Origin of the sequence: Cryobacterium sp. MP_M3 (genome assembly GCF_015752155.1) — a bacterium.
GTDB lineage: Bacteria > Actinomycetota > Actinomycetes > Actinomycetales > Microbacteriaceae > Cryobacterium.
The window spans coordinates 78,576-100,730 of sequence record NZ_JADOVI010000011.1; the positions used below are offsets into that span (position 1 = coordinate 78,576).

At 71.7% G+C, this 22,155-nt stretch carries 18 protein-coding genes; 9 read left to right on the plus strand and 9 right to left on the minus strand.

What is annotated here, in order from left to right:
• Nucleotides 1–17: 17 nt before the first annotated feature.
• Nucleotides 18–530, minus strand: coding sequence for an SRPBCC domain-containing protein (locus IWX89_RS13275; RefSeq protein WP_196904024.1), 513 nt, complete (start codon nt 528–530; stop codon nt 18–20).
• Between the two features lie 272 nt (nt 531–802).
• Between IWX89_RS13275 and IWX89_RS13280 the strand changes: the two genes are divergently transcribed.
• Nucleotides 803–1,888, plus strand: coding sequence for a ScyD/ScyE family protein (locus IWX89_RS13280; RefSeq protein WP_196904025.1), 1,086 nt, complete (start codon nt 803–805; stop codon nt 1,886–1,888).
• A gap of 72 nt (nt 1,889–1,960) precedes the next feature.
• Here IWX89_RS13280 and IWX89_RS13285 read toward each other — a convergent pair whose 3' ends face one another.
• Genes IWX89_RS13285 through IWX89_RS13295 form a run of 3 tightly spaced genes read right to left on the minus strand, consistent with a single transcriptional unit; the run spans nt 1,961 to nt 5,249 of the window.
• A complete protein-coding gene (locus tag IWX89_RS13285) occupies nt 1,961–3,565 on the minus strand; it encodes an NAD(P)/FAD-dependent oxidoreductase (RefSeq protein WP_196904026.1) in 1,605 nt (534 codons plus the stop codon).
• A complete protein-coding gene (locus IWX89_RS13290; protein WP_196904027.1) occupies nt 3,558–4,310 on the minus strand; it encodes an SDR family oxidoreductase in 753 nt (250 codons plus the stop codon). The genes IWX89_RS13285 and IWX89_RS13290 overlap by 8 nt, the downstream gene beginning before the upstream one ends.
• A gap of 9 nt (nt 4,311–4,319) precedes the next feature.
• Nucleotides 4,320–5,249, minus strand: a complete 930-nt coding sequence (locus IWX89_RS13295; protein ID WP_196904028.1) for a LysR family transcriptional regulator — start codon at nt 5,247–5,249, stop codon at nt 4,320–4,322.
• Between the two features lie 152 nt (nt 5,250–5,401).
• On the opposite strand from IWX89_RS13295, the gene IWX89_RS13300 reads away from it, so the two are divergent.
• From IWX89_RS13300 to IWX89_RS13315, 4 genes are all read left to right on the plus strand, one after another.
• Nucleotides 5,402–9,010: a bifunctional proline dehydrogenase/L-glutamate gamma-semialdehyde dehydrogenase gene (locus IWX89_RS13300; RefSeq protein ID WP_196904029.1), complete on the plus strand. Its 3,609-nt coding sequence runs from the start codon at nt 5,402–5,404 to the stop codon at nt 9,008–9,010.
• Between the two features lie 173 nt (nt 9,011–9,183).
• The gene (locus IWX89_RS13305; RefSeq protein WP_196904030.1) at nt 9,184–10,206 is read left to right on the plus strand and encodes a 3-oxoacyl-ACP synthase III; all 1,023 of its coding nucleotides are present in this window, start codon (nt 9,184–9,186) and stop codon (nt 10,204–10,206) included.
• A complete protein-coding gene (locus tag IWX89_RS13310) occupies nt 10,203–13,007 on the plus strand; it encodes an alpha/beta fold hydrolase (RefSeq protein ID WP_307836559.1) in 2,805 nt (934 codons plus the stop codon). Before IWX89_RS13305 ends, IWX89_RS13310 begins: the two co-directional genes overlap by 4 nt.
• Entirely contained in the window at nt 13,004–13,981 is a 978-nt protein-coding gene (locus IWX89_RS13315) for an NAD(P)-dependent oxidoreductase (RefSeq protein WP_196904031.1), read from the plus strand. The genes IWX89_RS13310 and IWX89_RS13315 overlap by 4 nt, the downstream gene beginning before the upstream one ends.
• A gap of 84 nt (nt 13,982–14,065) precedes the next feature.
• Here IWX89_RS13315 and IWX89_RS13320 read toward each other — a convergent pair whose 3' ends face one another.
• Nucleotides 14,066–14,434: a GntR family transcriptional regulator gene (locus tag IWX89_RS13320; RefSeq protein ID WP_307836560.1), complete on the minus strand. Its 369-nt coding sequence runs from the start codon at nt 14,432–14,434 to the stop codon at nt 14,066–14,068.
• 66 nt (nt 14,435–14,500) lie between these two features.
• On the opposite strand from IWX89_RS13320, the gene IWX89_RS13325 reads away from it, so the two are divergent.
• Nucleotides 14,501–14,938 (plus strand): YdeI/OmpD-associated family protein, encoded by a 438-nt coding sequence (locus IWX89_RS13325; RefSeq protein WP_196904033.1) that lies wholly within the window; start codon nt 14,501–14,503, stop codon nt 14,936–14,938.
• An 83-nt stretch (nt 14,939–15,021) separates the two neighbouring features.
• Complete coding sequence (locus IWX89_RS13330) at nt 15,022–15,792, plus strand: ABC transporter permease (protein WP_307836561.1); 771 nt, start codon at nt 15,022–15,024, stop codon at nt 15,790–15,792.
• A 26-nt stretch (nt 15,793–15,818) separates the two neighbouring features.
• On the opposite strand, the gene IWX89_RS13335 is transcribed toward IWX89_RS13330, so the two are convergent.
• Complete coding sequence (locus IWX89_RS13335) at nt 15,819–16,256, minus strand: Lrp/AsnC family transcriptional regulator (protein ID WP_134507851.1); 438 nt, start codon at nt 16,254–16,256, stop codon at nt 15,819–15,821.
• A gap of 393 nt (nt 16,257–16,649) precedes the next feature.
• On the opposite strand from IWX89_RS13335, the gene ddaH reads away from it, so the two are divergent.
• Both ddaH and rocD read left to right on the plus strand, forming a co-directional pair.
• Complete coding sequence (ddaH, locus tag IWX89_RS13340) at nt 16,650–17,495, plus strand: dimethylargininase (RefSeq protein WP_134536833.1); 846 nt, start codon at nt 16,650–16,652, stop codon at nt 17,493–17,495.
• The gene (gene rocD / locus IWX89_RS13345) at nt 17,492–18,736 is read left to right on the plus strand and encodes an ornithine--oxo-acid transaminase (protein WP_196904034.1); all 1,245 of its coding nucleotides are present in this window, start codon (nt 17,492–17,494) and stop codon (nt 18,734–18,736) included. Before ddaH ends, rocD begins: the two co-directional genes overlap by 4 nt.
• 119 nt (nt 18,737–18,855) lie before the next feature.
• Here the strand turns inward: rocD and IWX89_RS13350 are convergent, their stop codons facing one another.
• The 3 genes from IWX89_RS13350 to IWX89_RS13360 all read right to left on the minus strand — a co-directional run bounded on the left by IWX89_RS13350 (nt 18,856) and on the right by IWX89_RS13360 (nt 22,060).
• Entirely contained in the window at nt 18,856–20,115 is a 1,260-nt protein-coding gene (locus tag IWX89_RS13350; protein ID WP_304505290.1) for an alpha-hydroxy acid oxidase, read from the minus strand.
• 49 nt (nt 20,116–20,164) lie between these two features.
• Nucleotides 20,165–20,881 carry a FadR/GntR family transcriptional regulator gene (locus IWX89_RS13355; RefSeq protein ID WP_196904036.1) on the minus strand — a complete coding sequence of 239 codons (717 nt, stop codon included), beginning with the start codon at nt 20,879–20,881 and terminating at the stop codon, nt 20,165–20,167.
• A 132-nt stretch (nt 20,882–21,013) separates the two neighbouring features.
• The gene (locus tag IWX89_RS13360; protein ID WP_196904037.1) at nt 21,014–22,060 is read right to left on the minus strand and encodes a glycerophosphodiester phosphodiesterase family protein; all 1,047 of its coding nucleotides are present in this window, start codon (nt 22,058–22,060) and stop codon (nt 21,014–21,016) included.
• Nucleotides 22,061–22,155: the final 95 nt, after the last annotated feature.

Consider the following 22,155-nt stretch of genomic DNA (forward strand, 5'->3'; position numbering starts at 1 on the left):
GCCGGTTGCCCCGCCGGTCAGTGGATCGGTTCGGTCGCCCGCTTCGGAACGACGAGCTCCCGGTAGTACTCGGCGTGCGGGTGGTAGTGCGCACGATCGGGGAGCGGCTTGCCGAGCCGGGCGGCGACCAGGCGGTCGAAGTAGTAGTCCCAGTACGGGCCGACGGTCTCGGCGTCCGCCGCGCTGTGCAGCCGCTGGCCGAACGTGAGGGTGGTCATCCCCGCCCCCTCGACGAGGTGCAGGATCACGTGCCGGGCGGCGTCCCCCTCGCCGATGTTGACGGTGAACCGCTTCGGAGGGATGCACTTGAGGATGCTGACGTACTCCCATTCGGCGCCCGGCTCGTCGAGCCGGAAGCGCACGGCGCCCGTCTCGGGGGAGCCGGTGTAGGTGCCGATCCAGCCGGCGAGACCGGCGGGTCGGCTCATGCTCGCCCACACATCATCGATCGGCGCGGTGAAGAGCCGATCGAGCATGAGATAGAGCCCGTCCTCGCGCTGGGCGAGGCGTCCGGTTGGCTTGGCTGACATGGGAACCTCCACGGTGAGTGAGGCACTGGCCTCACTACAAAACTATGCCCTTCTCCGGCCGGGGGCCAGCGGCCACGCGACGCAGCCCCGGAGGGAAGGGTTTCCGCCCACGGCACGCGTTGACGTGGGCGGTGCGAGGGGGGAGGATGGTCGCGAGAAACACCTCATGTCGCACCGTGACCTGAGGACCGCTCCCGCCGTGACAAGCCGGCCATCCATGGCCGCGATCGGCATGATCCCTGGGCCACACCCACTCAATCGGAGGGAAAACCATGGGTATCAAACGAACTCTGTTCCATGCCGCGGCCCTGGCCGCCCTGATCGTGCCGTCCGTCCTCGTCCCGTCGATCGCCGGCGCCACCACCGGACACGGGACCGACACGGAACCTGGCGTCGCCGAATTGCTCGTCTCCGGCCTCGAAGGCGCCAGCGGCGGCGGCATCGGACCCGATGGCGCGCTCTACGTCGCCGAGGGGACGACCGGCGACATCACCCGGATCGATCCCCGCACCGGCGACACGTCGACCTTCGCAACCGGCCTGCCGAAAGCCATGATCGGGCTCGGCGGCGTCATCGACGTCGCGTTCGTCGGCGAGACGGCCTATGCACTGGTCACCGTCGTCGGCCCGGATGCCGGCGGGAACCAGATCGACGGCATCTACCGGATCGACGGCCCGAACACCTTCACGGTCATCGCCGACCTGGGGGAATACTCGCGCACGCATCCGCCGGCCACCGAGTACTTCCTTGATCGCGGTGTGCAGTTCGCCCTGCAGCCGGTTCGGGGCGGTTTCCTCGTCTCCGACGGCCATCACAACCGGGTGTTGTCGGTGTCGAGGTCGGGCGAGGTGAGCGAACTCATCGCGTTCGGCAACATCGTCCCGACCGGACTCGCCGTCGCCGACAAGACCGTGTATCTGGCCGAGGCGGGGCCCGTCCCACATAACCCCGCCGACGGCAAGGTTGTCTCGTTCCCGCTCAGAAACCCGGGCACCGAGGACGTGACCGACGTGGCCTCGGGGTTCAGCCTGCTTGTCGACGTGGAATTCGGGCGCTGCGGCGTGCTCTATGCCCTCTCCCAGGGCGATTCGCCGGGGAACGTCCCCGCCGGCTCCCCGGCACTGCCGAACAGCGGCGAACTGCTCCGGGTGAACGACGACGGCACGTTCTCCGTCGTCACCGCCGATCTGAATCTGCCGACCTCCGTCGACTTCGTGCGGGACACCGCCCTGGTGGTCACCCACAACGGTGAGGTCTGGAAGATCCGGGGCGTATCGCGGGCGGCCGGCGATTCCGGGCGGAAGGGAGGCGACTGCCGCGGTCACGACCACGGCGCTGACGAAAATGGCGATAGCTGACGACTGCTGATTCGCGCCTGGCCGACCGGCTGACTGATCGCCAACCCGTCAGACCACCCGTGCGGCGGCAGGTCAGGAGTCTTCGAGCACCGCCATCGCCGCGTTGTGCCCGCCGATCCCGCTCACCCCGCCGCCGCGCCGCGCCCCCGCGCCGCAGATCAGGATCCGCGGGTGCGCGGTGGCGACGCCCCAGCGCAGGGCCGGGGTGTCCCTCGGCTCGTCGTCTTCCAGGAACGGCCAGTCCAGCGGGCCGTGGAAGATGTTGCCGCCCGGCAGGTTGAGGGCATGCTCGAGGTCGAGCGTGGTCTTCGTCTCCACGCAGGGGTTCCCCTCGGCATCCGTCAGCAGCAGGTCCTCGATCGGCTCGGCGAGCACCGAATTGAGTGAGGCCAGCACGGCCGCCTGGAGCCTGGCCCGGGTTGCGTCGTTGTTCTCGTCGCTCAACCAGCGGTTCGGCGCGTGCAGCCCGAACACGGTGAGGGTCTGCGCGCCGGCCTCGACGAGCTCCGGCGAGAGGATGCTCGGGTCGGTCAGCGAGTGACAGTAGATCTCGCAGGGCAGCAGCTCGGGGATCACCCCGCGGACGGCCTGGTCCCAGGCGCCCTCCAACTGGCTGAACGTCTCGTTGATGTGGAAGGTGCCGCCGAATGCGGCCTCGGGCGAGACCGACGGGTCGCGAAGCTTCGGCAGCCGGGCGAGCAGCAGGTTCACCTTGACCTGGGCACCCTCCGGCTTGTCGACGGCCGGGGCCGGCGACGAAGCCGGTGACTGGTCCTGCTCGCTGCCGGCCGCCGCCGCGAGGAGCCCCTGCAGGACCCAGGGGGCGACGTTGGAGAGCACATGCCGGCCGGCGACGACGCGTTCCACGTCACCGCGGCGGTACCGCACCTCGCCGTCGGGGCTGACCGAGGTGACCAGCGCCTCGGTGACGATGCGGACGCCGGCCTGGCGGGCGGCATTCTCGAGGGCGCCAGTGACGGCTCCCATCCCGCCGATGGGCACGTCCCAGTCCCCGGTCTCGTTCCCGATGACGTGGTAGAGGAAACACCGGTTGGCATCGAGGGACGGGTCGTCCGTCGAGGTGAACGTGCCGATCAGGCCATCGGTGGCGACGACGCCGCGCACCAGGTCGTTTGCGAACCGTTCGGTGATGGCCGCGCCGAGGGGGCGCTCGATGAACTGGTCCCAGACGGCGTCGTCCCCGACCAGCCGGCGGGCCTCCGAGCGGGTCGGCAGCGGCTCGCAGACCGTGGGGAAGAGAGCCCTCGCGAGGGATTCCGTGTCGCGGTAGAACGCGTTCCAGGCATCGAAATCATCGCCGGCGCCGACCCGGTCGAAGCTCGTGCGAGTGGCGGCGTCGTCGCCGCGGTCGACCAGCAGGCCGCCGGTGGTGTCGGCGGGGTCGGGCGTGTACGAGGAATAACGCCGCCGGGCGAGCTCGATCGACAGGCCCAGTTCGTCGATGATCCGCTGGGGGAGCAGGCTGACCAGGTAGGAGTAGCGGGACAGCCGCGCGTCGACGCCGGGGAAGGCCTCGGCAGAGATGGCCGCGCCGCCGACGTGGTCGTCGCGCTCGAGCAGGATCACGCTCTTCCCGGCCAGGGCAAGGTAGGCGGCGGCGGTGAGGCCGTTGTGTCCGCCGCCGACAATCACGACGTCGTGAGTGGGTTCAGTCATGCCTCGAGACTAGCCAGTCCTCGAATCGAACCGGGTCGACTCTGGCCAACGCGCCGGGAAGGAGAGCGCCGTGGGCGATGGCCGCGCCGAGGACCGGGACGCCGATCACCCGGGCCAGCGGTTCCTCGATGGCGGCCAGGCGACGGGCCAGGTCGGCCAGGTCGTGCCGCTCCGGCCCGGCGATCGTTCTCAGGATGCCCGGCCGGTGTCCCTCGGCGACGACGTCGGCCAGGTACGCGGCCACCGAGCCGGCGGCGACCGGCTGGGCGAGCATCCGCGGCACGAACGCGACCCGTCCCAGCCGGATCTGGTGCAGCAGCGAGCGAGCCAGCTCGAACCATTGCGCTGACGACACCACCGTCGCGGGCACGGCCGCGGCGCGGTAGACGGCCTCCTGCGCGGCCTTGCCCCGGTAGTATCCGAGCCGGGAGCCGACCCCCGGGTCGGTCACATTCACGATCGACAGGCAGACCAGGTGCCGGACGTTCGCGGCCAGGGCGGCGTCGGTGACCTGGCGCGCGGCCGTGGTGAAGAACACGGTGGCTTTCCGGGCCGACAGCGTGGGCTGGTTGAGGCAATCGAGCACGGTGTCCGCTCCGGCGAATGCCGCCGCGAGGCCTTCCCCGGTGACGACGTCGACCCCCGTCGACCGGGAGACGCGCCCCACGCTGTGGTCCCGGGACTCCAGCACACTGGAGACCCGACGGCCCATCTCTCCCGTCGCCCCGAGGACAATCACTCGCACGCGGGCAGCCTACAACGCCGGCCCGGAACGAGGGGTCGGCCCGGCCACCAGTCCGACGGCCCTGGCCAGCGCGTCGCGCACGGCGAGCACGCCGGGCCGGCTGGCACTCGAGCGCCGGGTCGCGGAGAACACCGTGCGGTTCGGCCGGCCGGGCAGGTCGACCAGGTGCACGGTGGGCTCCTGGCCCGCCCAGATCAGGTCGGGCAGGATGCCGACGGCGTTGCCGGATTCGATCAACCGGATGTGCGCGATCAGGTCCGCGGTCTCGAACCGCACGTCCGGCTCGAAACCGGCCGACCGGCAGAGCTGCCTGGCCCAGTGCCGCGACGCCGTGCCCTGCGGCTCCATCACCCAGGGCAGGCTCGCCGCCTCCTCGAGCGACGCGGGAGCGCTGCGGCCGGCGTGCGGCGGAGGCACGGCGAGCCGGAGCGCATCCGTCGACAGGTTCACCCGGTCGAGGTCGGGCCAGTGCGCGCGGGTGTGGCCCGGGTACTGCTCGGCCAGCACGAGGTCGAAGTCGCGGGCGGAGACCTCGAACAAACCGCGCTCCGGTTCGCGTTCGGTCACCTCCACCCGGAGGCCGGGGAACTCGCCGGCCAGCAGGGTGAGCGCCTGCGGGATCAGGGCGTGCGCGGCGGACTGGAACAGGGCCACCCGGACCGTGCCAGACACGGTCGTCAGGGACGCCGTCATCTCGGCCTCGGCCAGCTCCAGGCGCTCGAGGAGGTGGGTCGTGTGCTCGACCAGCACCTCGGCCTGCGGGGTGAGCCGCACCCGGCGGCCCACCTTCTGCAGGAGCGGAACCCCGGCCTCCTTCTCGAGCAGGGCGAGCTGCTGGGAGACGGCCGAGGGGCTGTAGGCCAGGGCCTCGGCCACCCCGGCGAGGGTGCCCCGGATCTTCAGTTCGCGCAGCAGCCGCAGGCGGCGGACATCCAGCATGGCCACCTCCTCCGGCTCGATCTCGTTAGATCAGTAATCCTAATGAATATCGATCAAGAAGAATCGCTTTTGCTAAACGAATGGGGGAGGCACACTGAAAACAGAATCCTCTGGTATGAGGCGTGCCGAAACGAAAGACTAACCTCGTGACCATGACCAACCCTTCTCCCCACGTGCAGCAGGACCTGAGCGCCGAGGTCGTCGCGCTCGTCAAGAAATGGCTCGCCGACAGCGCCACCATCCCCGCCGATGTGTCGGCCGAACGCCTCGCCGGCGTGCTCAAGGACCCGAACGGACTCGACTTCACCGTCGGCTTCGTCGACGGCGTGATGCGGCCGGAGGACCTGATGGTCGCCGGCTACAACCTGCAGACAGTGGCGAAGAAGGCGCCGGGATTCCTTCCGTCGTACATGCGCGGGGCGATCGGCCTCGGCGGGGTGCTCGGCCCCGTGCTGCCCTGGGTGGTCATCCCCGCCGCCCGCAAGGTGCTGCGCCAGATGGTCGGACACCTCGTCGTCGACGCCACGCCCGACAAGCTGGGCCCGGCGATCGCCCACCTGCGGGAGTCCGGCAACCGCCTCAACATCAACCTGCTCGGCGAGGCCGTTCTCGGTGAGAAAGAGGCCCTCCGCCGCCTGGACGGCACCCGGGCGCTGCTGCTGCGGGGCGACGTGGACTACGTCTCGATCAAGGTGTCGTCGATCGCCAGCCAGCTCTCGATGTGGTCCTTCGATGAAGCCGTGAACCGGGTCGTCGAACGCCTCACCCCGCTCTACGAACTGGCATCGGCCTCTGCCACGCCCAAGTTCATCAACCTGGATATGGAGGAGTACCGCGACCTCGACCTCACGATCGCGGTCTTCGAGCGCATCCTCGACCTGCCCCAGCTGCTTCACCTCGAGGCCGGCATCGTTCTGCAGGCCTACCTGCCCGATGCGCTCGCCGCGCTGCAGGGCCTGACCCACTGGTCCCAGCGCCGCCGCGCCGCCGGGGGAGCCCCGATCAAGGTGCGCGTCGTCAAGGGCGCCAACCTCGCCATGGAGCACGTGGACGCGGCCGTGCATGACTGGCCGCTCGCGACCTACGGCACCAAGCAGGACAGCGACACGAACTACAAGCGCGTGCTGAGCTGGGCGCTCACCCCCCAGAACACGGATGCCGTCAAGATCGGCGTCGCCGGCCACAACCTCTTCGACGTGGCCTGGGCCCACCTCCTCTCCAAGCAGCGGGGCGTCGACGACCGGGTCGAGTTCGAGATGCTGCTCGGCATGGCCACCAGCCAGGCCGACGCCGTGCGCAAGGATGTCGGACGCCTGCTGCTGTACACGCCGGTCGTGAACCCGGCCGAATTCGACGTGGCCATCAGCTACCTGATCCGCCGCCTCGAGGAGAACGCCAGCCAGGACAACTTCATGTCCGCCGTGTTCGAACTGACCACGACGCCCGCCCTGTTCGAGCGGGAGAAGCAGCGCTTCCTCGCCTCGCTCGCGGCTCTCGACACCGTCGTGCCGAAGCCCAACCGCAGCCAGGATCGCTCCGCGGTGACCCAGCTCGAGGCCGAGGCCCGGGCCGAGGACGCGGCCGACGACAGTGAGGCCGATGCCGGCCTCACCGCCGCGGTGCTCGGCCTCACCCGCGGATCGGTCTCCGCCGCCCTGGACCCGGATGCCGCGCCCGGCGCCGCTGCGCCGGCTGCGGCCCGGTCCGGCTTCCACAACGAGCCCGACACCGACCCGTCGATGCCCGCGAACCGCGCCTGGGGCCGTCGCATCCTGGCCCGCGTCGAATCCTCCCGGCTCGGCGTGGACGCCATCGTCGAGGCCGCCGTGACCGATGCCGACCAGCTCGACCGGTTGATCGCATCCGTCGCCGCCAGCGGCGAGGCCTGGGGCCGGCTGCCCGGCGCCGAACGGGCCGCGGTGCTGCACCGCGCCGGCCTCGCGCTCGCCGCGAACCGCGACCGCCTGATCGAGGTGATGGCCGCCGAGACCGGCAAGACCATCGCCGAGGCCGATCCTGAAGTCAGCGAGGCGATCGACTTCGCGCACTACTACGCGGAGCGGGCGAAGGGCCTCGACGCCGTGCAGGGCGCGATCTTCGTGCCGCCCGCACTCACCGTCGTCACCCCGCCGTGGAACTTCCCGGTCGCGATCTCGGCCGGCGGCGTTCTCGCCGCCCTCGCCGCCGGCTCCGGCGTGATCGTCAAGCCCGCCAAGCTTGCCCAGCGCACCGGCGCCGTCATGGTCGAGGCGCTCTGGGAGGCCGGGGTTCCCCGCGAGCTGCTCGCGCTCGTCGACCTCGCCGACCGCGCGCTCGGCACCCAGCTCATCTCGCACCCGGCCGTCGACCGGGTCATCCTGACCGGCGCCTACGAGACCGCCCAGCTCTTCCGCAGCTTCCGGGAGGACCTGCCGCTGCTCGCCGAGACAAGCGGCAAGAACGCCATCATCGTCACCCCGTCCGCCGACCTCGACCTCGCCGCGATCGACGTGATCAAGAGCGCCTTCGGCCACGCCGGCCAGAAGTGCTCCGCCGCGAGCCTGGTCATCCTCGTCGGCTCCGTCGCCAAGTCGGAGCGTTTCCTGCGCCAGCTGGTGGATGCCGCGACCTCGCTGCGGGTGGGCTGGCCGGCCGACCCGACCACCCAGATGGGCCCGATCATCGAACCGGCGGAGGGAAAGCTGCTGCACGCCCTCACCACGCTCGGTGCCGAGGAGAGCTGGCTGGTCGAGCCTGAGCGGCTGGACGAAGAGGGCAAACTGTGGTCGCCCGGCATCCGCACCGGCGTCGCCCCCGGCTCCTACTTCCACCTCACCGAGTTCTTCGGCCCGGTGCTCGGCGTCATGCACGCCCGCAACCTCGCCGAGGCCATCCGGTTCCAGAACGCGGTCGACTACGGTCTCACCTCCGGCCTGCACTCGCTCGACCCGGCCGAACTGGCCGAATGGCTCGACACGATCGAGGCCGGCAACCTCTATGTGAACCGCGGCATCACCGGCGCGATCGTGCAGCGCCAGCCGTTCGGCGGCTGGAAGCGCTCGGCCGTCGGCCCCGGCACCAAGGCGGGCGGACCGAACTACCTGTTCGGGCTCGGCAGCTGGGTGACCAACCCCGGCCGGAACAGCTCGACCCTGCACCTGCGCGGTTTGGAACAGCGCGTCACCGACGTGATCGAAGGCTCGCAGCCGGTGCTCGACTACGCCGACTTCGATGTGCTGCGCCGGGCGGCCCTGAGCGACGCCCTTGCCTGGCGCGAAGAGTTCGGCGCGGTGAAGGACGTGTCGAACCTCGGCTACGAGCGCAACCTGTTCCGCTACCTCCCGCTTCCGGTCACGGTGCGCCTGGCCGAGGACGGCACGCTCTCGAACCTGCTCCGGGTGATCGCCGCGGCGACCCTCTCGAAGTCCCGCTTCGTGGTGTCCAGCGCCATCCCGGTGCCGCCGATCGTGCGGGGACACCTCGCCGACCGGGAGATCCCGGTCACCGTCGAGAGCGACGCCGAGTGGCTCGAGCGCGCCGCAGCCGGCGGCATCACGACCTCACGGGTGCGCCTGATCGGGGGAACCCCCCTCGCCGGGGCGACGGATGCCGCATCCGCCCTCGCCCACGCCCTCGACGGCAGTCCCGACATCGCCGTCTACTCGCACCCCGTGACCCAGGCCGGCCGGGTGGAACTGCTGCCGTTCCTGCGGGAGCAGGCGATCTCGATCACGGCCCACCGCTTCGGCAACCCGAGCACCCTCTCCGACGGCGTCATCTAGGCGCCTCTCCCTGTCCCGCGCGAGAGAGGCCGCCAACGCGCGTAAAATGGAGCGTTGGCGGCCGCACTCCGGGGCGGCGTGTACAGCGGGCACCGGACAACGATCAGGTTTCTGATGGAGGATATCCGAGGCCCCGGCTCGCCGCGGCCGCAAACTCGACAGGGGAACCACAGTTGGACGGAAACGCAACGACGACGCACACCAACGTCGCCCTGCTGTCGGTCACGAGCATGCTCGCGCCACGCATCACGACGTCGGCGGAGATCGACAGCCGGCTGAAGCCCGCCCTCAAACGGCTGAGGCTCCCGACCGGGCTGCTCCAGCGCGTCGCCGGGGTGCAGGAACGGCGCAACTGGGATGAGGGCACCACCTTCGATGACGCCGCGGTCATCGCCGGCAAGCGCGCCCTGCACGAGGCCGGGATCGAACCGGGCCAGGTCGGCCTGCTGATCAACACCTCGGTCACCCGCAAGCACCTCGAGCCGTCGGTCGCCGTGCGCATCCACCACGGCCTCGGCCTGCCGTCCTCGGCCACCAACTTCGACATCGCGAACGCCTGCCTCGGCTTCGTGAACGGGATGACCCTGGCCGCGCAGCTGATCGACTCCGGCCAGGTCGACTATGCGGTCGTGATCGACGGCGAGGACGCCGACGAGATCCAGACCAACACGATCGAGCGGCTCGGCCGGCCCTCCATTTCTCGCAAGGACTTCATGAGCGAGTTCGCGAGCCTCACCCTGGGCTCCGGCGCCGCCGCGGCCGTGCTCGGGCGGGCCGACCGGCATCCGGAGGGCCACCGCATGCTCGGCGGTGTGACCCGCGCCGCGACCCAGTTCAACGGGCTCTGCGTCGGCAGCGTCGACGGCATGTTCACCGACGCGAAGGCGCTGCTCAAGGGCGGAATGGAACTCGTCGTCTCGGCCTGGACCGAGGCGAAGCGCGACTGGAACTGGTCGAGCATGGACCGCTACATCCTGCACCAGGTCTCGGATGTGCACACCGACGCGATCGTGAAGGCCACCGGCCTCGACCGCACGCGGGTGCCGCTCACCTACCCCCTGTTCGGCAACGTCGGCCCGGCTTCGATCCCGATCACCCTCGCGGAAGAGGCCAGGACCCTCCAGCCGGGCAACCGGGTGCTGCTGATGGGCGTCGGCAGCGGCCTGAACACCGCCATGATGGAACTCGCCTGGTGACCGGTCCCGGCAGGACCCACCGCCTCCCGCGGGCGGCAGCCGTGCCCGCCCCCGCGACCCTTCCGCCGCGCGGACTGCCCGGGCTCGACCCCGCGTTCTCCCGCCTGGTCGAGGTCGCCGAGAGCGGAGCCGCGACTCCCACCACCCGTATCTGGCACCTGCTCGACAACGCAGCGCGGCTCGCCGAGCTCGGGGTCACCCCGGTCGGCACCGTGCTCTGCGTGCACGGCAACCCGACCTGGTCCTACCTCTGGCGCGAGTTCGTGGCGAAGGCGACGGATGCCGCGGCCGCCGGCCATGCCGCCTGGCGGGTCATCGCCGTCGACCAGCTCGAGATGGGTTTCTCCGAACGGTCCGGCACGGTGCGCCCGCTCGCCCGCCGCGTCGCCGACCTCGGCGACCTCACCGAGACCCTCGGCCTGACCGGCCCGGTGGTCACCTTCGGCCACGACTGGGGCGGCGTCGTCTCACTCGGCTGGGCCGTCGACCACCCCGGTCTGCTCGCTGCGGTCATGCTGCTCAACACCGCCGTGCACCAGCCGGAGGACTCGCCGATCCCGGCGCCGCTCCGGCTCGCGCTGGCCGGGCCCGTGCTGGCCGCCGCGACCGTGACGACGCCCGCGTTCCTCGAGACGACGCTCGCGCTGGCGCATCCGCCGCTCCCCGCCGCCGTCAAGCGCGCGTACCGTGCGCCGTACCGCGGGGCCGCCCGGCGCGGCGGGATCGGCGCGTTCGTCGCCGACATCCCGGTCGACTTCGCCCACGAGAGCGCCGCCGAACTCGACCGGATCGCCGGCGGGGTCTGCGAACTCCGCGTGCCCGCGCTGATGCTGTGGGGTCCCCGCGACCCGGTCTTCAGTGACCGCTACCTCGACGACCTCATCGCCCGGCTCCCGCACGCCGACGTGCACCGGTACGAGGGCGCCGGGCACCTGGTCGCGGAAGACGTGGACTACGCCTTGGCCGCGCTGACCTGGCTGGGAGAGACCCCGGTGGTCGAGCCTGCCCCGGTGGTCGAGCCTGTCCCGGTGGTCGAGCCTGTCCCGGTGGTCGAGCCTGTCGAGACCGAGCCCGCGGTGGTCGAGCCTGCCCCGACCCCGCCTGCCCCGACCGCCGCGCAGCCGGCCTGGGCCGCCAACCCGCACCATCCGCTCTGGCACTACCTCGACGAGCTGCGCGAGAGCGACGAGACCGCACTCGTCGACATGTCTCCGCCCGGGGGCGGTGGCCCGCGCGTCGTCAGCTGGCGGATGCTCTCCCGCCAGGTGCGCCGGCTCGCCGCCGGCCTCGATCTGATCGGCGTGCGCGCGGGCGACCGGGTCTCCCTGCTCGTGCCGCCGGGCGCCGACCTCACCGCGGTGCTCTACGCCTGCCTGCGGATCGGCGCGATCGTCGTCGTCGCGGATGCCGGGCTCGGCCTCCGCGGCCTGACCCGCGCCGTCCGCGGCGCGCATCCCGACCACGTGATCGGGGCCACCCCCGGGCTCATCGCCGCCCGCGCCCTCGGCTGGCCCGGCCAGAAGATCTCCGTCGCCCGGCTGCCCCGCCCGCTGCACCGCGCCCTGGACGTGTCCTTCACCCTCGGCGAGCTCCTCTCCCTCGGCGCAGCCCAGGAACTGCCTGCCCCGCCCGCCCCCGGTGACACGGCGGCCGTGCTGTTCACGTCCGGCTCCACCGGTCCGGCCAAGGGCGTCGTCTACACCCACGCCCAGCTGGCCGCGGTCGCCCACGCGCTGCACGCCCAGTACGGGGTGGGCCTCGGCACCGGCCTGGTGGCCGGGTTCGCGCCCTTCGCCCTGCTCGGCCCGGCCCTCGGCGCCCGCTCGGTCACCCCCGACATGGACGTGACCTCGCCGAAGACCCTCACCGCCACCGCCGTCGCCGCGGCCGTCGCCGCGATCGACGCCACCGTCGTTTTCCTCTCCCCGGCGGCCCTGGCCAACGTCGTCGCCACCGAAACAGCCCTCACCCCGGCCGACCACCGGGCCCTTGCAGGCGTGCGCAGTTTCCTGTCCGCGGGCGCCCCGGTCGCCGAGCCGCTACTCGCCGGCGCCGCCCGGCTGATGCCGCAGGCGAGCGCGCACACGCCGTACGGGATGACCGAGGGCCTGCTGATGACGGACATCACCCTCGAGGGCATCCGCGACGCCGCTCCGACCTCCCTCGCCGACCTGGCCGGCCCGGGTGGGGTCTGCGTCGGCCGCCCGGCGGCGACCACCCGCATCCGGATCAGCGCACTCGACGCCGACGGGGCCGCCACCGGGGAGCTCTCGGATGCCGCGGGCGTCACCGGCGAGATCGTCGTCTCCGCGCCGCACACCCTCGACCACTACTCCCGGCTCTGGCTCACCGACCGGGCCGCCCGGCGCGGCGCGGTCGCCGGGGAACGCTGGCACCGCAGTGGCGACGTCGGCCACTTCGACTCGGCCGGCCGGCTCTGGATCGAGGGGCGCCTGCCCCACGTCATCGCCACCGCGACCGGGGTGCTCACCCCGGTCGGCCCCGAACAGCGGATCGAGGGCGTGGCCGAGATCGCCCGCGCCGCCGTCGTCGGCGTCGGCCCGGCCGGAACCCAGCAGCCGGTCGCCGTCGTCGAGACCCTGCCGCCCGCGCACCGGGTCGCGCTGGCCACGCCGGGGCTCGCCGCCATGGTTCGCGACGCCGCAGGGCTGCCGCTCGCCGCGGTGCTCGTCGTGCCGCGCCTGCCCACCGACATCCGTCACAATTCCAAGATCGACCGCAGCCGACTCTCCCGCTGGGCGGAGACCGTGCTGTCCGGCGGGCGGATGACCCGCCCGTGAGGGTGCTCGTCACCGGGGCCAGCGGGTTCCTCGGCCGGTCCGTCGCCGCCCGGATCGCGGCCGCGGGACACGAGGTGCGCACCCTCCAGCGCCGGCCTTCCGGGCTCGCCGGGGTGTCGCCCGGGGTGACCGACCTGCTCGGCTCGATCGGCGACCCGGCCGCGGTCGCCCGGGCCGTCGCCGGCATGGACGCGGTCGTGCACCTGGCCGCCAAGGTTTCCCTCGCCGGCGATCCGGCCGACTTCGAAGCCGTGAACGTGGGTGGCACCCGCGCCCTGCTGGCCGCGGCGGCGGATGCCGGAGCCTCCCGTTTCGTCTATGTCTCGTCGCCCTCCGTGGCGCACGCCGGGGCATCCATCGTGGGGCAGGACGCGCTCCCGGCCGACCCTGCCCGGGCCCGCGGCGACTACGCCCGCACGAAGGCGCGCGCCGAGCTGGTCGCGCTGGCCGCCGACTCGCCGGCGCTGCGCGTGGTGGCCGTGCGGCCGCACCTGGTCTGGGGGCCGGGTGACACCCAGCTCGTGGCCCGCATCGTCGACCGGGCCCGCGCCGGCCGGCTGCCGCTGCTCGGCCACGGCGCCGCCCTGATCGACTCGACCTACGTCGACAACGCCGCCTCGGCGATCGTCGCCGCGCTCGAGCGCGCCGACGCCGTGCACGGGCGCGCCTACGTGATCACCAACGGCGAGCCCCGGCCGGTGGCCGAGCTGCTCGCCGGGATGTGCGCGGCCGCGGGGGTTCCCGCCCCGGAGTGGCGGGTGCCCGCGGCGCTCGCCCGCGGCGCCGGGTCGCTGATCGAGGCGGCCTGGCGGGTGCGGCCGGGAACCGACGAACCGCCGATGACCCGGTTTCTGGCCGAACAGCTCTCGACCGCGCACTGGTTCGACCAGCGCCGCACCCGAGCCGACCTCGATTGGGCGCCCGAGGTGACCCTCGACGAGGGCTTCCGGCGGCTCGCGGCGTCGTACCGGTAACGGTCCGTTTCGCTCCGCAGTCAGGGACGGATGCCGGCGTGAGCGTCCGCAGTCAGGGACGGATGCCGGCGTGAGCGTCCGCCGTCAGGGACGGATGCCGAGGGCCGCCGTCACGATCGCGAGTGCCTCGGTGTCGCTCACGCCGAGCGCCCGAACCCGCTCGGCGTAGGCGATCGCGGCCAGTTGCGCCTGCTTGTGCGTGGCATCCCCGGTCACGGCGATGAACGAGCCGAGCCGGCCCCGGGTCTCGATCACCTCGTCGCGCTCGAGTTCGCGGTAGGCCCTGGCGACCGTGTTCGCGGCCAGGCCGAGGTCTCCGGCGAGGCGGCGCACCGTCGGCAGCTTGTCGCCCGGGGCGAAGGTCCCGCTGCGCACGCCCTCGATCACCTGGCTGCGCAGTTGCTCGAACGGCGGTGTCGGCGAGTGCGGGTCAAGCGTCAGGATCACAGGCACGAGGGCTCCTTTGTACGGACTATGTATCAATGTACCGAGGGCGGCCCGGCGGGGCATACTCGACTCATGAAGTTCACGACAGTGCTCGAACTGGGCGGCAAGACCGCCACCGGAATCCGCGTGCCGGACGAGGTCGTCGCGTCCCTGGGCGCCGGCAAGCGGCATCCGGTCGTCGTCACCATCGGCGCGCACACCTATCGCAGTTCGGTCGCGCCCTACCGCGGCGCGTACATGTTCGCGATGAGCGCGGAGAACCGGGCGCTCGCCGGGGTGGCGGCAGGCGACGAGATCGAGGTCGACCTGGCTCTCGACACCGAACCCCGCGCGGTGGCGGTGCCCGCGGACCTGGCCGCGGCGCTCGACGCCCAGCCGGGCGCCCGCGCGGCCTTCGAGGCGCTGTCCTACAGCAACCAGCGCCGGCACGTGCTGGCCGTCGAGGGTGCGAAGGCCGCCGAGACCCGGCAGCGTCGCATCCTCGCCGCGCTGGCCGAGCTCACCCCGTAGCCCCGGGTCGACCTGGCCTGGCACGCGGTCACGGGGCGCGCGTGGTGCGGGAACCGGGAGGCGGCGGTCGCTAGGCTCGAAGGGTGACCTGGCCCCGCGACCTGCCCGCCCAATTGGCGGGGCTCCTGCCGAGCCTGGTGGGCATCCTGTTGCTCATCGCGATCGTCTCCCTGGTGCTCTCGGCCTACCGGGTGCCGCATCCGTTCGCCCCGGCGCTCGCGGTGCTGCGCGGCGCTCTGCAGCTCGCGGCGATCAGCCTCATCCTCAGCGGGATCATCTCCGACCCGTTCTGGGTCGGCGTCGGGCTCATGGTCATGTTCGTCGCGGCGGTCAGCACCGTCAACCGCCGGATCGGCGCCACCCGGCAGCATTTCGGCTGGGTTGCCGTGTCGATGGGAATCGGGATCCTGGTCACCCTCGGGGTGGTCTTCACCGTGGGCGCGATCGAATTCTCCCCGCGGTATGTGCTCTCCTTCGGCGGGATCATCATCGGCAATGCGATGTCGATCGCCACTCTCACCGGCCGCCGGTTCGGGGAAGCCGTCACCGAGCACTGGGACGAGGTCGAAGGCTGGCTCGCGCTTGGGGCGACTCCCCGCCAGTCGACGAGGGAACTCGCCCGCCGGGCCGTGTACTTCGCGATGATCCCGTCGACCGACCAGACGAAGACCACGGGGCTGGTCACGCTGCCCGGGGCGTTCGTCGGCGCGATCTTCGGCGGGGCGAGCCCCCTCGAGGCCGGCCGGTTCCAGATCGTGGTGCTCGCGGGCATCCTCTGCGCCGGCTCGATCGCCGCGGTGACCCTGATCCGGTTCCTGGCCCCGGTCACCCAGCGCCCGGTCCCGATCTCCTGACCGCCCGCCCCACGGGCGGCGCGGGGCTACTCGGCGGCGCGGTGGATCAGGCGGGAGAGCACGATCGCGCTGCGGGTGTGGTCCACGTTCGGAGCCAGCCGCACCTTCTCGAGGGCGGCCTCCAGCCCCGAGATGTCGCGGGCCCGGATGTGCACGATGGCGTCGGCGCTGCCGGTCACCGTGCCGGCGTCCACCACCTCCGGCACGCCGGAGAGGATGCGCAGCAGCTCGTCGGGCGCGACGGTGCCCCGGCAGAACAGCTCGACGTAGGCCTCCGTGCTCATGCCGTCGATGGCCGGGTCGACCTGGATCGTGAAACCACGGATGATGCCGTCCGCGACGAGCTTGTCGACCCGCCGCTTCACGGCCGACGCCGACAGGCCGACGACCGACCCGATATCGCCGTAGCCGGCGCGGGCATTCTGGCGAAGAAGGTCGAGAATGCCACGGTCGAGGTTGTCCATTCCGCGAGTCTAGGTGAAATCGTTGCGCTTGCGGGGGGATCGGCGCAGTAAATTTGCGCTCTATGGCGGGAATCACTGGATACCTGCGCGATGTCCCGTGCCCGGCGGCGGCCCGGCAAAGGCATCCGCGTCGGCGGGCCCCGCCGGCCCTCTCAGCGGCCGCTACCGGGTGCGGCCGGATGTGCTCGGTTCGGTGCGCGGCGATCGCGCAGCACGCAGGAATCGAGCGTGAATTCGCAGGAAATACCGATTCATGCTGTGTGAGACTGGGACCGGCGTCCCTGCATGGTGTTCGGTTTCAGCCGGGCAGGGCTCTCGTGAGTGACCTGGTCCGCCATCCACCCCCGCGTTCCGTTTCGCCCAGTGCGGCGGAACGCAGACGAAGGAGCCCCAATGTCGACCAATCTCGATGCGCTCGTCTCCCCGGAGGCACCCGTGCGCACCGCGCTCAAGCGCACGATCCTGATGTGCAAGCCCAGCTATTTCACCGTGGTCTACCGGATCAACCCCTGGATGGACCCGGCCGTGCCGACCGACACGGCCCTGGCCGTCGCGCAGTGGCAGACCCTCTACGACACCTACGTCGGTCTCGGCTTCGACGTGCACCTGATCGACCCGATCGACGGCCTGCCCGACATGGTCTACGCGGCCAACGGCGGATTCGTCATCGACAACATCGCCTACGGCGCGGCCTTCACCTACCCGCAGCGCCAGCCCGAAGGCCCGGCCTACATGGACTGGTTCCGCGAGAACGGCTTCGACGTGCGCGTGCCCCAGGAGATCAACGAGGGCGAGGGCGACTTCCTGCTGGTCGGCGACGTCATCCTCGCCGGCACCGGCTTCCGCAGCGCCTCGAACAGCCACGAAGAGGTGTCGGCGATCTACGGCCGCCCGGTGATCACGCTCAACCTGGTCAACCCGAACTTCTACCACCTCGACACGGCCATCGCCGTGCTCGACGACACGAACATCGCCTACCTGCCCAGCGCGTTCGACGAGCCGAGCCTGGCCATCCTGCGCGAGCGCTACCCGGATGCCGTGATCGCCACCGAGGAGGACGCCGCCATCCTCGGCCTCAACTCCTACTCCGACGGCTACAACGTGGTCATCGCGGCCCGGGCGAAGGACTTCGAACGCCAGCTGCGCGAACGCGGCTACAACCCGATCGGCGTCGACCTGTCCGAGCTGCTGCTCGGCGGCGGCGGCGTGAAGTGCTGCACCCTGGAGCTGCGCCGATGACCGACGTGCAGGCCGGCCGCACCCTCGCCCCGGCCGACTACATCTCCCTCGAGAACGACCACGCGGCGCACAACTACCATCCGCTGCCCGTCGTCGTCGCGTCCGGCGACGGCGCCTGGGTGACGGATGTCGACGGCAAGCGCTACCTGGATTGCCTGGCGGCGTACTCCGCGGTCAACTTCGGGCACTCCAACCCGGTGCTCCTCGAGGCCGCGCGCGCCCAGCTCGGCCGGATCACCCTCACCAGCCGCGCCTTCCACAACGACCAGCTCGGCCCGTTCGTCGCCGCGCTCGCGAAACTCGCCGGCAAGGACATGGTCCTGCCGATGAACACCGGCGCCGAGGCGGTCGAGTCGGCGATCAAGGTCGCCAGGGCCTGGGGCTACCGGGTGAAGGGCGTCTCGGCCGGGCTGGCCAACATCGTCGTGGCCGGCGAGAACTTCCACGGCCGCACCACCACGATCATCAGCTTCTCCGACGACGAGTCGGCCCGCAAGGACTTCGGCCCGTTCACGCCCGGGTTCCGCACGGTTCCCTACGGCGACGCCGCCGCGCTCGAGGCCGCGATCGACGAGAACACGGTCGCCGTGCTGCTCGAGCCGATCCAGGGCGAGGCCGGGATCGTCGTGCCGCCCGCGGACTACCTGCCCGCCGTGCGCGAGATCACCACCCGGCACAACGTGCTCTTCATCGCGGACGAGATCCAGTCCGGCCTCGGCCGCACGGGTGCCACGTTCGCCTGCGACCTGGTCGGGGTCGTGCCCGACCTCTACCTGCTCGGCAAGGCCCTCGGCGGCGGCATCGTCCCGGTGTCCGCCGTGGTCGGCAACACAGACGTCCTCGGCGTGCTCCGCCCGGGCGAGCACGGCTCCACCTTCGGCGGCAACCCGCTCGCCGCCGCGGTCGGGCTCGCCGTGGTCGAGCTGCTCGCCACCGGCGAGTACCAGGAGCGGGCGCGCGTCCTCGGTGCCCGGTTGCACGCCGGACTGCTGGGCCTGATCGGCCACGGGGTCGTCGCCGTGCGGGGCGCAGGACTCTGGGCCGGGATCGACATCGATCCGGCCCTGGCCTCGGGCCGTGCCGTCTGCGAGGCGCTGCTGGCGCGAGGGGTGCTCGCCAAGGACACCCACGGTTCGACGGTGCGGCTGGCCCCGCCGATCGTGGTCTCGGAAGAGGACATCGACTGGGCCGTCGCCCAGCTCGCCGCCGTGCTCGAGGAGTTCGCCGCGAGTCGCCCGTAGCCTCCCGTCGAGTTCGACCGTTTCGGTCGAGGTTGACCGGTGCGCCGGTCGGTCTCGACCGGAAAGGTCCCACTCGGTTGCCGGGGCGGCACCCGAGCGGGCGGCGCGGCGGGCGGCGGTCAGCGGTCGGCGGGGATGCCGGCCGGCCGGCCGATCGGGGTCAGCCGGGCGAGCTGGGTGACGTGGCCGGGTTCGAGTTCCTCGAGCGAGTTCACGCCCAGCAGCCGCATGGTGCGGGTGATCTGGCCGGAGAGGATCTCGATGGCCCGGTCGACGCCGGCCTCGCCGCCGGCCATCAGGCCGTAGAGGTAGGCGCGGCCGACGAGAGTGAAGCGGGCGCCGAGGGCCACGGCGGCGACGATGTCCGCGCCGCTCATGATGCCCGTGTCCAGGTGTACCTCGAGGTCGGTTCCGACCTCGCGGACGACCTGCGGCAGGAGGTGGAACGGGATCGGGGCCCGGTCGAGCTGCCGGCCGCCGTGGTTGGAGAGGATGATGCCGTCCACGCCGAGTTCGGCCAGCCGGGTTGCATCCGCCACGGTCTGCACGCCCTTGACCACGACCTTGCCCGGCCACTGCGCCTTGATCCAGGCGAGGTCCTCGAATGTGACGGTCGGGTCGAACATGGTGTCGAGGAGGTCGCCGACCGTGCCGCTCCACCGGTCGAGGGAGGCGAAGGCGAGGGGTTCGGTGGTGAGGAAGTTGATCCACCACTCGGGCCGGGGCAGCGCGTTCAGCACCGTGCCCACCGTCAGGGCGGGCGGGATGGAGAACCCGTTGCGCTTGTCCCGGAGCCGGGCGCCCGCGATGGGCACGTCCACGGTCACCAGCAGGGTGTCGAAGCCGGCCTTCGCGGCCCGGTCGACGAGGGCCATCGACCGGTCGCGGTCCTTCCACATGTAGAGCTGGAACCAGTTGCGCCCGGCCGGGTTCGCCGCCTTGACGTCTTCGATCGACGTGGTTCCCATCGTCGACAGCGAGAAGGGGATGCCGGCCTTCGCGGCCGCGTGGGCGCCGGCGGTCTCTCCCTCGGTCTGCATCATCCGGGTGAAGCCGGTCGGCGCGATCCCGAACGGCAACGCCACGGGGGCGCCGAGCACATCCCAGCCGGTGGAGACCGCCGAGACGTCGCGGAGGATCGCCGGGTGGAACTCGATGTCCTCGAACGCCTGGCGAGCCCGGGCGAGGGAGATCTCCGACTCCGCCGCGCCCTCGGTGTAGTCGAATGCGGCCTTCGGCGTGCGGCGCTTCGCGATCGTCCGCAGGTCGTGGATGGTCAGCGCAGCCTCGAGCCGGCGCTTCCTCGCGTTCAACTCCGGCACCTTGAACTTCATCAGGGGGGCCAGGTCTGCGATCTTCGGGATTCGTCGTTGAACCATCATGGGGTGTCCGTTCGGTGGAGGGTCCGGTGGGTCCCGGCCCACGCGGTCAGGCGTGGAGCGGGTGGTCGTGGGTTTCGGCGTAGTAGCCCTCGATGTGGGCGACGACCCGCTCGCGGGCCAGCGCGGGCTCCGCGGTGGCGATGGCGGCGAGGATGGCCCGGTGTTCGCCCCGGAGGCGGGCGGACGTCTCCGCCCACGAGGCCAGGCCGAGCGCCCCGGCCCGCGCGTAGCCCTCGATGGCGCTCCGGAGCCCGGCCATCGTGGCCGTGATGACCTGGTTGCCGGAGGCGGTGGCCAGGGAGAGATGGAACTGGGTGTCGAGCGCGAGGAACTCGGCCTCGGTCAGGGCGGGGGAGTCCATCGCGTCGAGCAGCTGCGCCGAACCGGCGAGGTCAGGGCGTGCGGATGCCCCGGCCAGGTCGGCCACCACCGCGGCCTCCAGGATGAGACGGGTCTTCACCACGTCGGCGACCGGGAATCCCTGCGCCGCGACCTGCAGTCGCATCAGGGCCGACATCCCGCCGCCGGGCAGGGCGACGATGATCGCCCCAGCCGAGGGGCCGGACCCTGCCGCCGTGCGGATCAGCCCGAGCACCTCGAGCACCCGGAGCGCCTCGCGCACGCTGGAGCGTCCGACACCCAGGTCGGCGGCGAGGGCACGCTCGGCGGGGAGGTGGTCGCCGGGGGAGAGGCGGCCGGAGAGGAGGTCGGCTTCGATGCTTTCCAGCACGACTTCCCACGCACGACGCTCGGTGCCTGGCACAGGGTCCTCCTCGGCGTTGGGGCGGCAGCCGCGCGGGGATCCAGCGGCGGGTGTGGTCTGACCACAGTACACGCGGAGGCCGGCCCGGTCTACCACCTCTCCTGCGGCAGCGTCCCTCCCGCCGGCATCCGTCTACCGGGTGTACGGGCGGGGGAGCGCGAGGCCGCGGTCGGCCATGATCTGGCGCACCCGGCTGGGGTAGTCCGTGATGATGCCGTCGACGCCCTCGTCCATCAGGGTGCTGACATCGGCCGGCTCGTTGACGGTCCACGGGATCACCGGGAGGCCGAGGGAATGCGCCTCCGTGATCATCGCCGGGGTGGCCGAGGCGAGGTTCGGCGAGATGACGTCGTAGCCCTGGGCGGCGGCGGCCTGTGCGAGGGAACCGTTGTACGTGTCGATGTCGATCCCCGCGAGGTTCGGGCTCATGCCGGGGGCTCCGACGCCCAGCCAGACGTCGCCGCTGGACAGGGCGACCAGGGGGAGGTCCGGCGCGATCTCCCGGGTGAGGTTCAGGGATGCCCAGTCGAAGCTCTGCAGGGTGGTGCGCCCGGCCAGGCCCGACCCCTCGATCTCGCCGACGACGGACCGGGTCAGGGCCTCCATTTCGTCGGCGCCGTCGGGGCCGGCCACTTCGACCTTGGTTTCCACGTTGAGGCGGACCTTCCGGGCGTCGTACTCGTCGACCAGGGCGAAGACGTCCTGCAGCAGGGCGATGCGGTTCCCCGCGATCACGGTCTGGGTGGGGAAGCCGGGAAGCTGCTGGAAGCCGCAGTCCATCGTGCGGATCTGGGCCAGCGTGAGGTCACGCACCCGGTCGTCCGCATAGGGGAATGCCGGATCGCCGGCGAAGGCCGGGGCGGTGTCCGCGCACTTGGCGGCCGTCATGATGTCGTCGTGCCAGACCACGACCTGGTCGTCCCGGGTCAGGTGGGTGTCCAGCTCGAGGGTCGTCACGCCCAGCTCCAGGGAACGGGCGAACGCGGCCGTCGACTCCTCGGTCCACTCGCCACGGCCACCACGGTGGGCCTGCAGGTCGAAGGAGGAGTGTCGGTCGGCGCCGTGGCCGTCGTCTTCCGGGTGGGATTCGGCGGCCAGGGCCGGTGTGGCCAGCGTGGTCGCGACAAGTGCCGCGGAGAGTGCGGCCGTGACGGCAGTTGAAAGAAGAATTGAGCGCATTGCGGGGTCCCCCTGGTGGAGCCGGTGCCGGGGCGGCGAAGCGCCGCCCACCCGGCCACCGTAGGAATCGGAGGTTGCCGGGCAGGGCCGCCTTC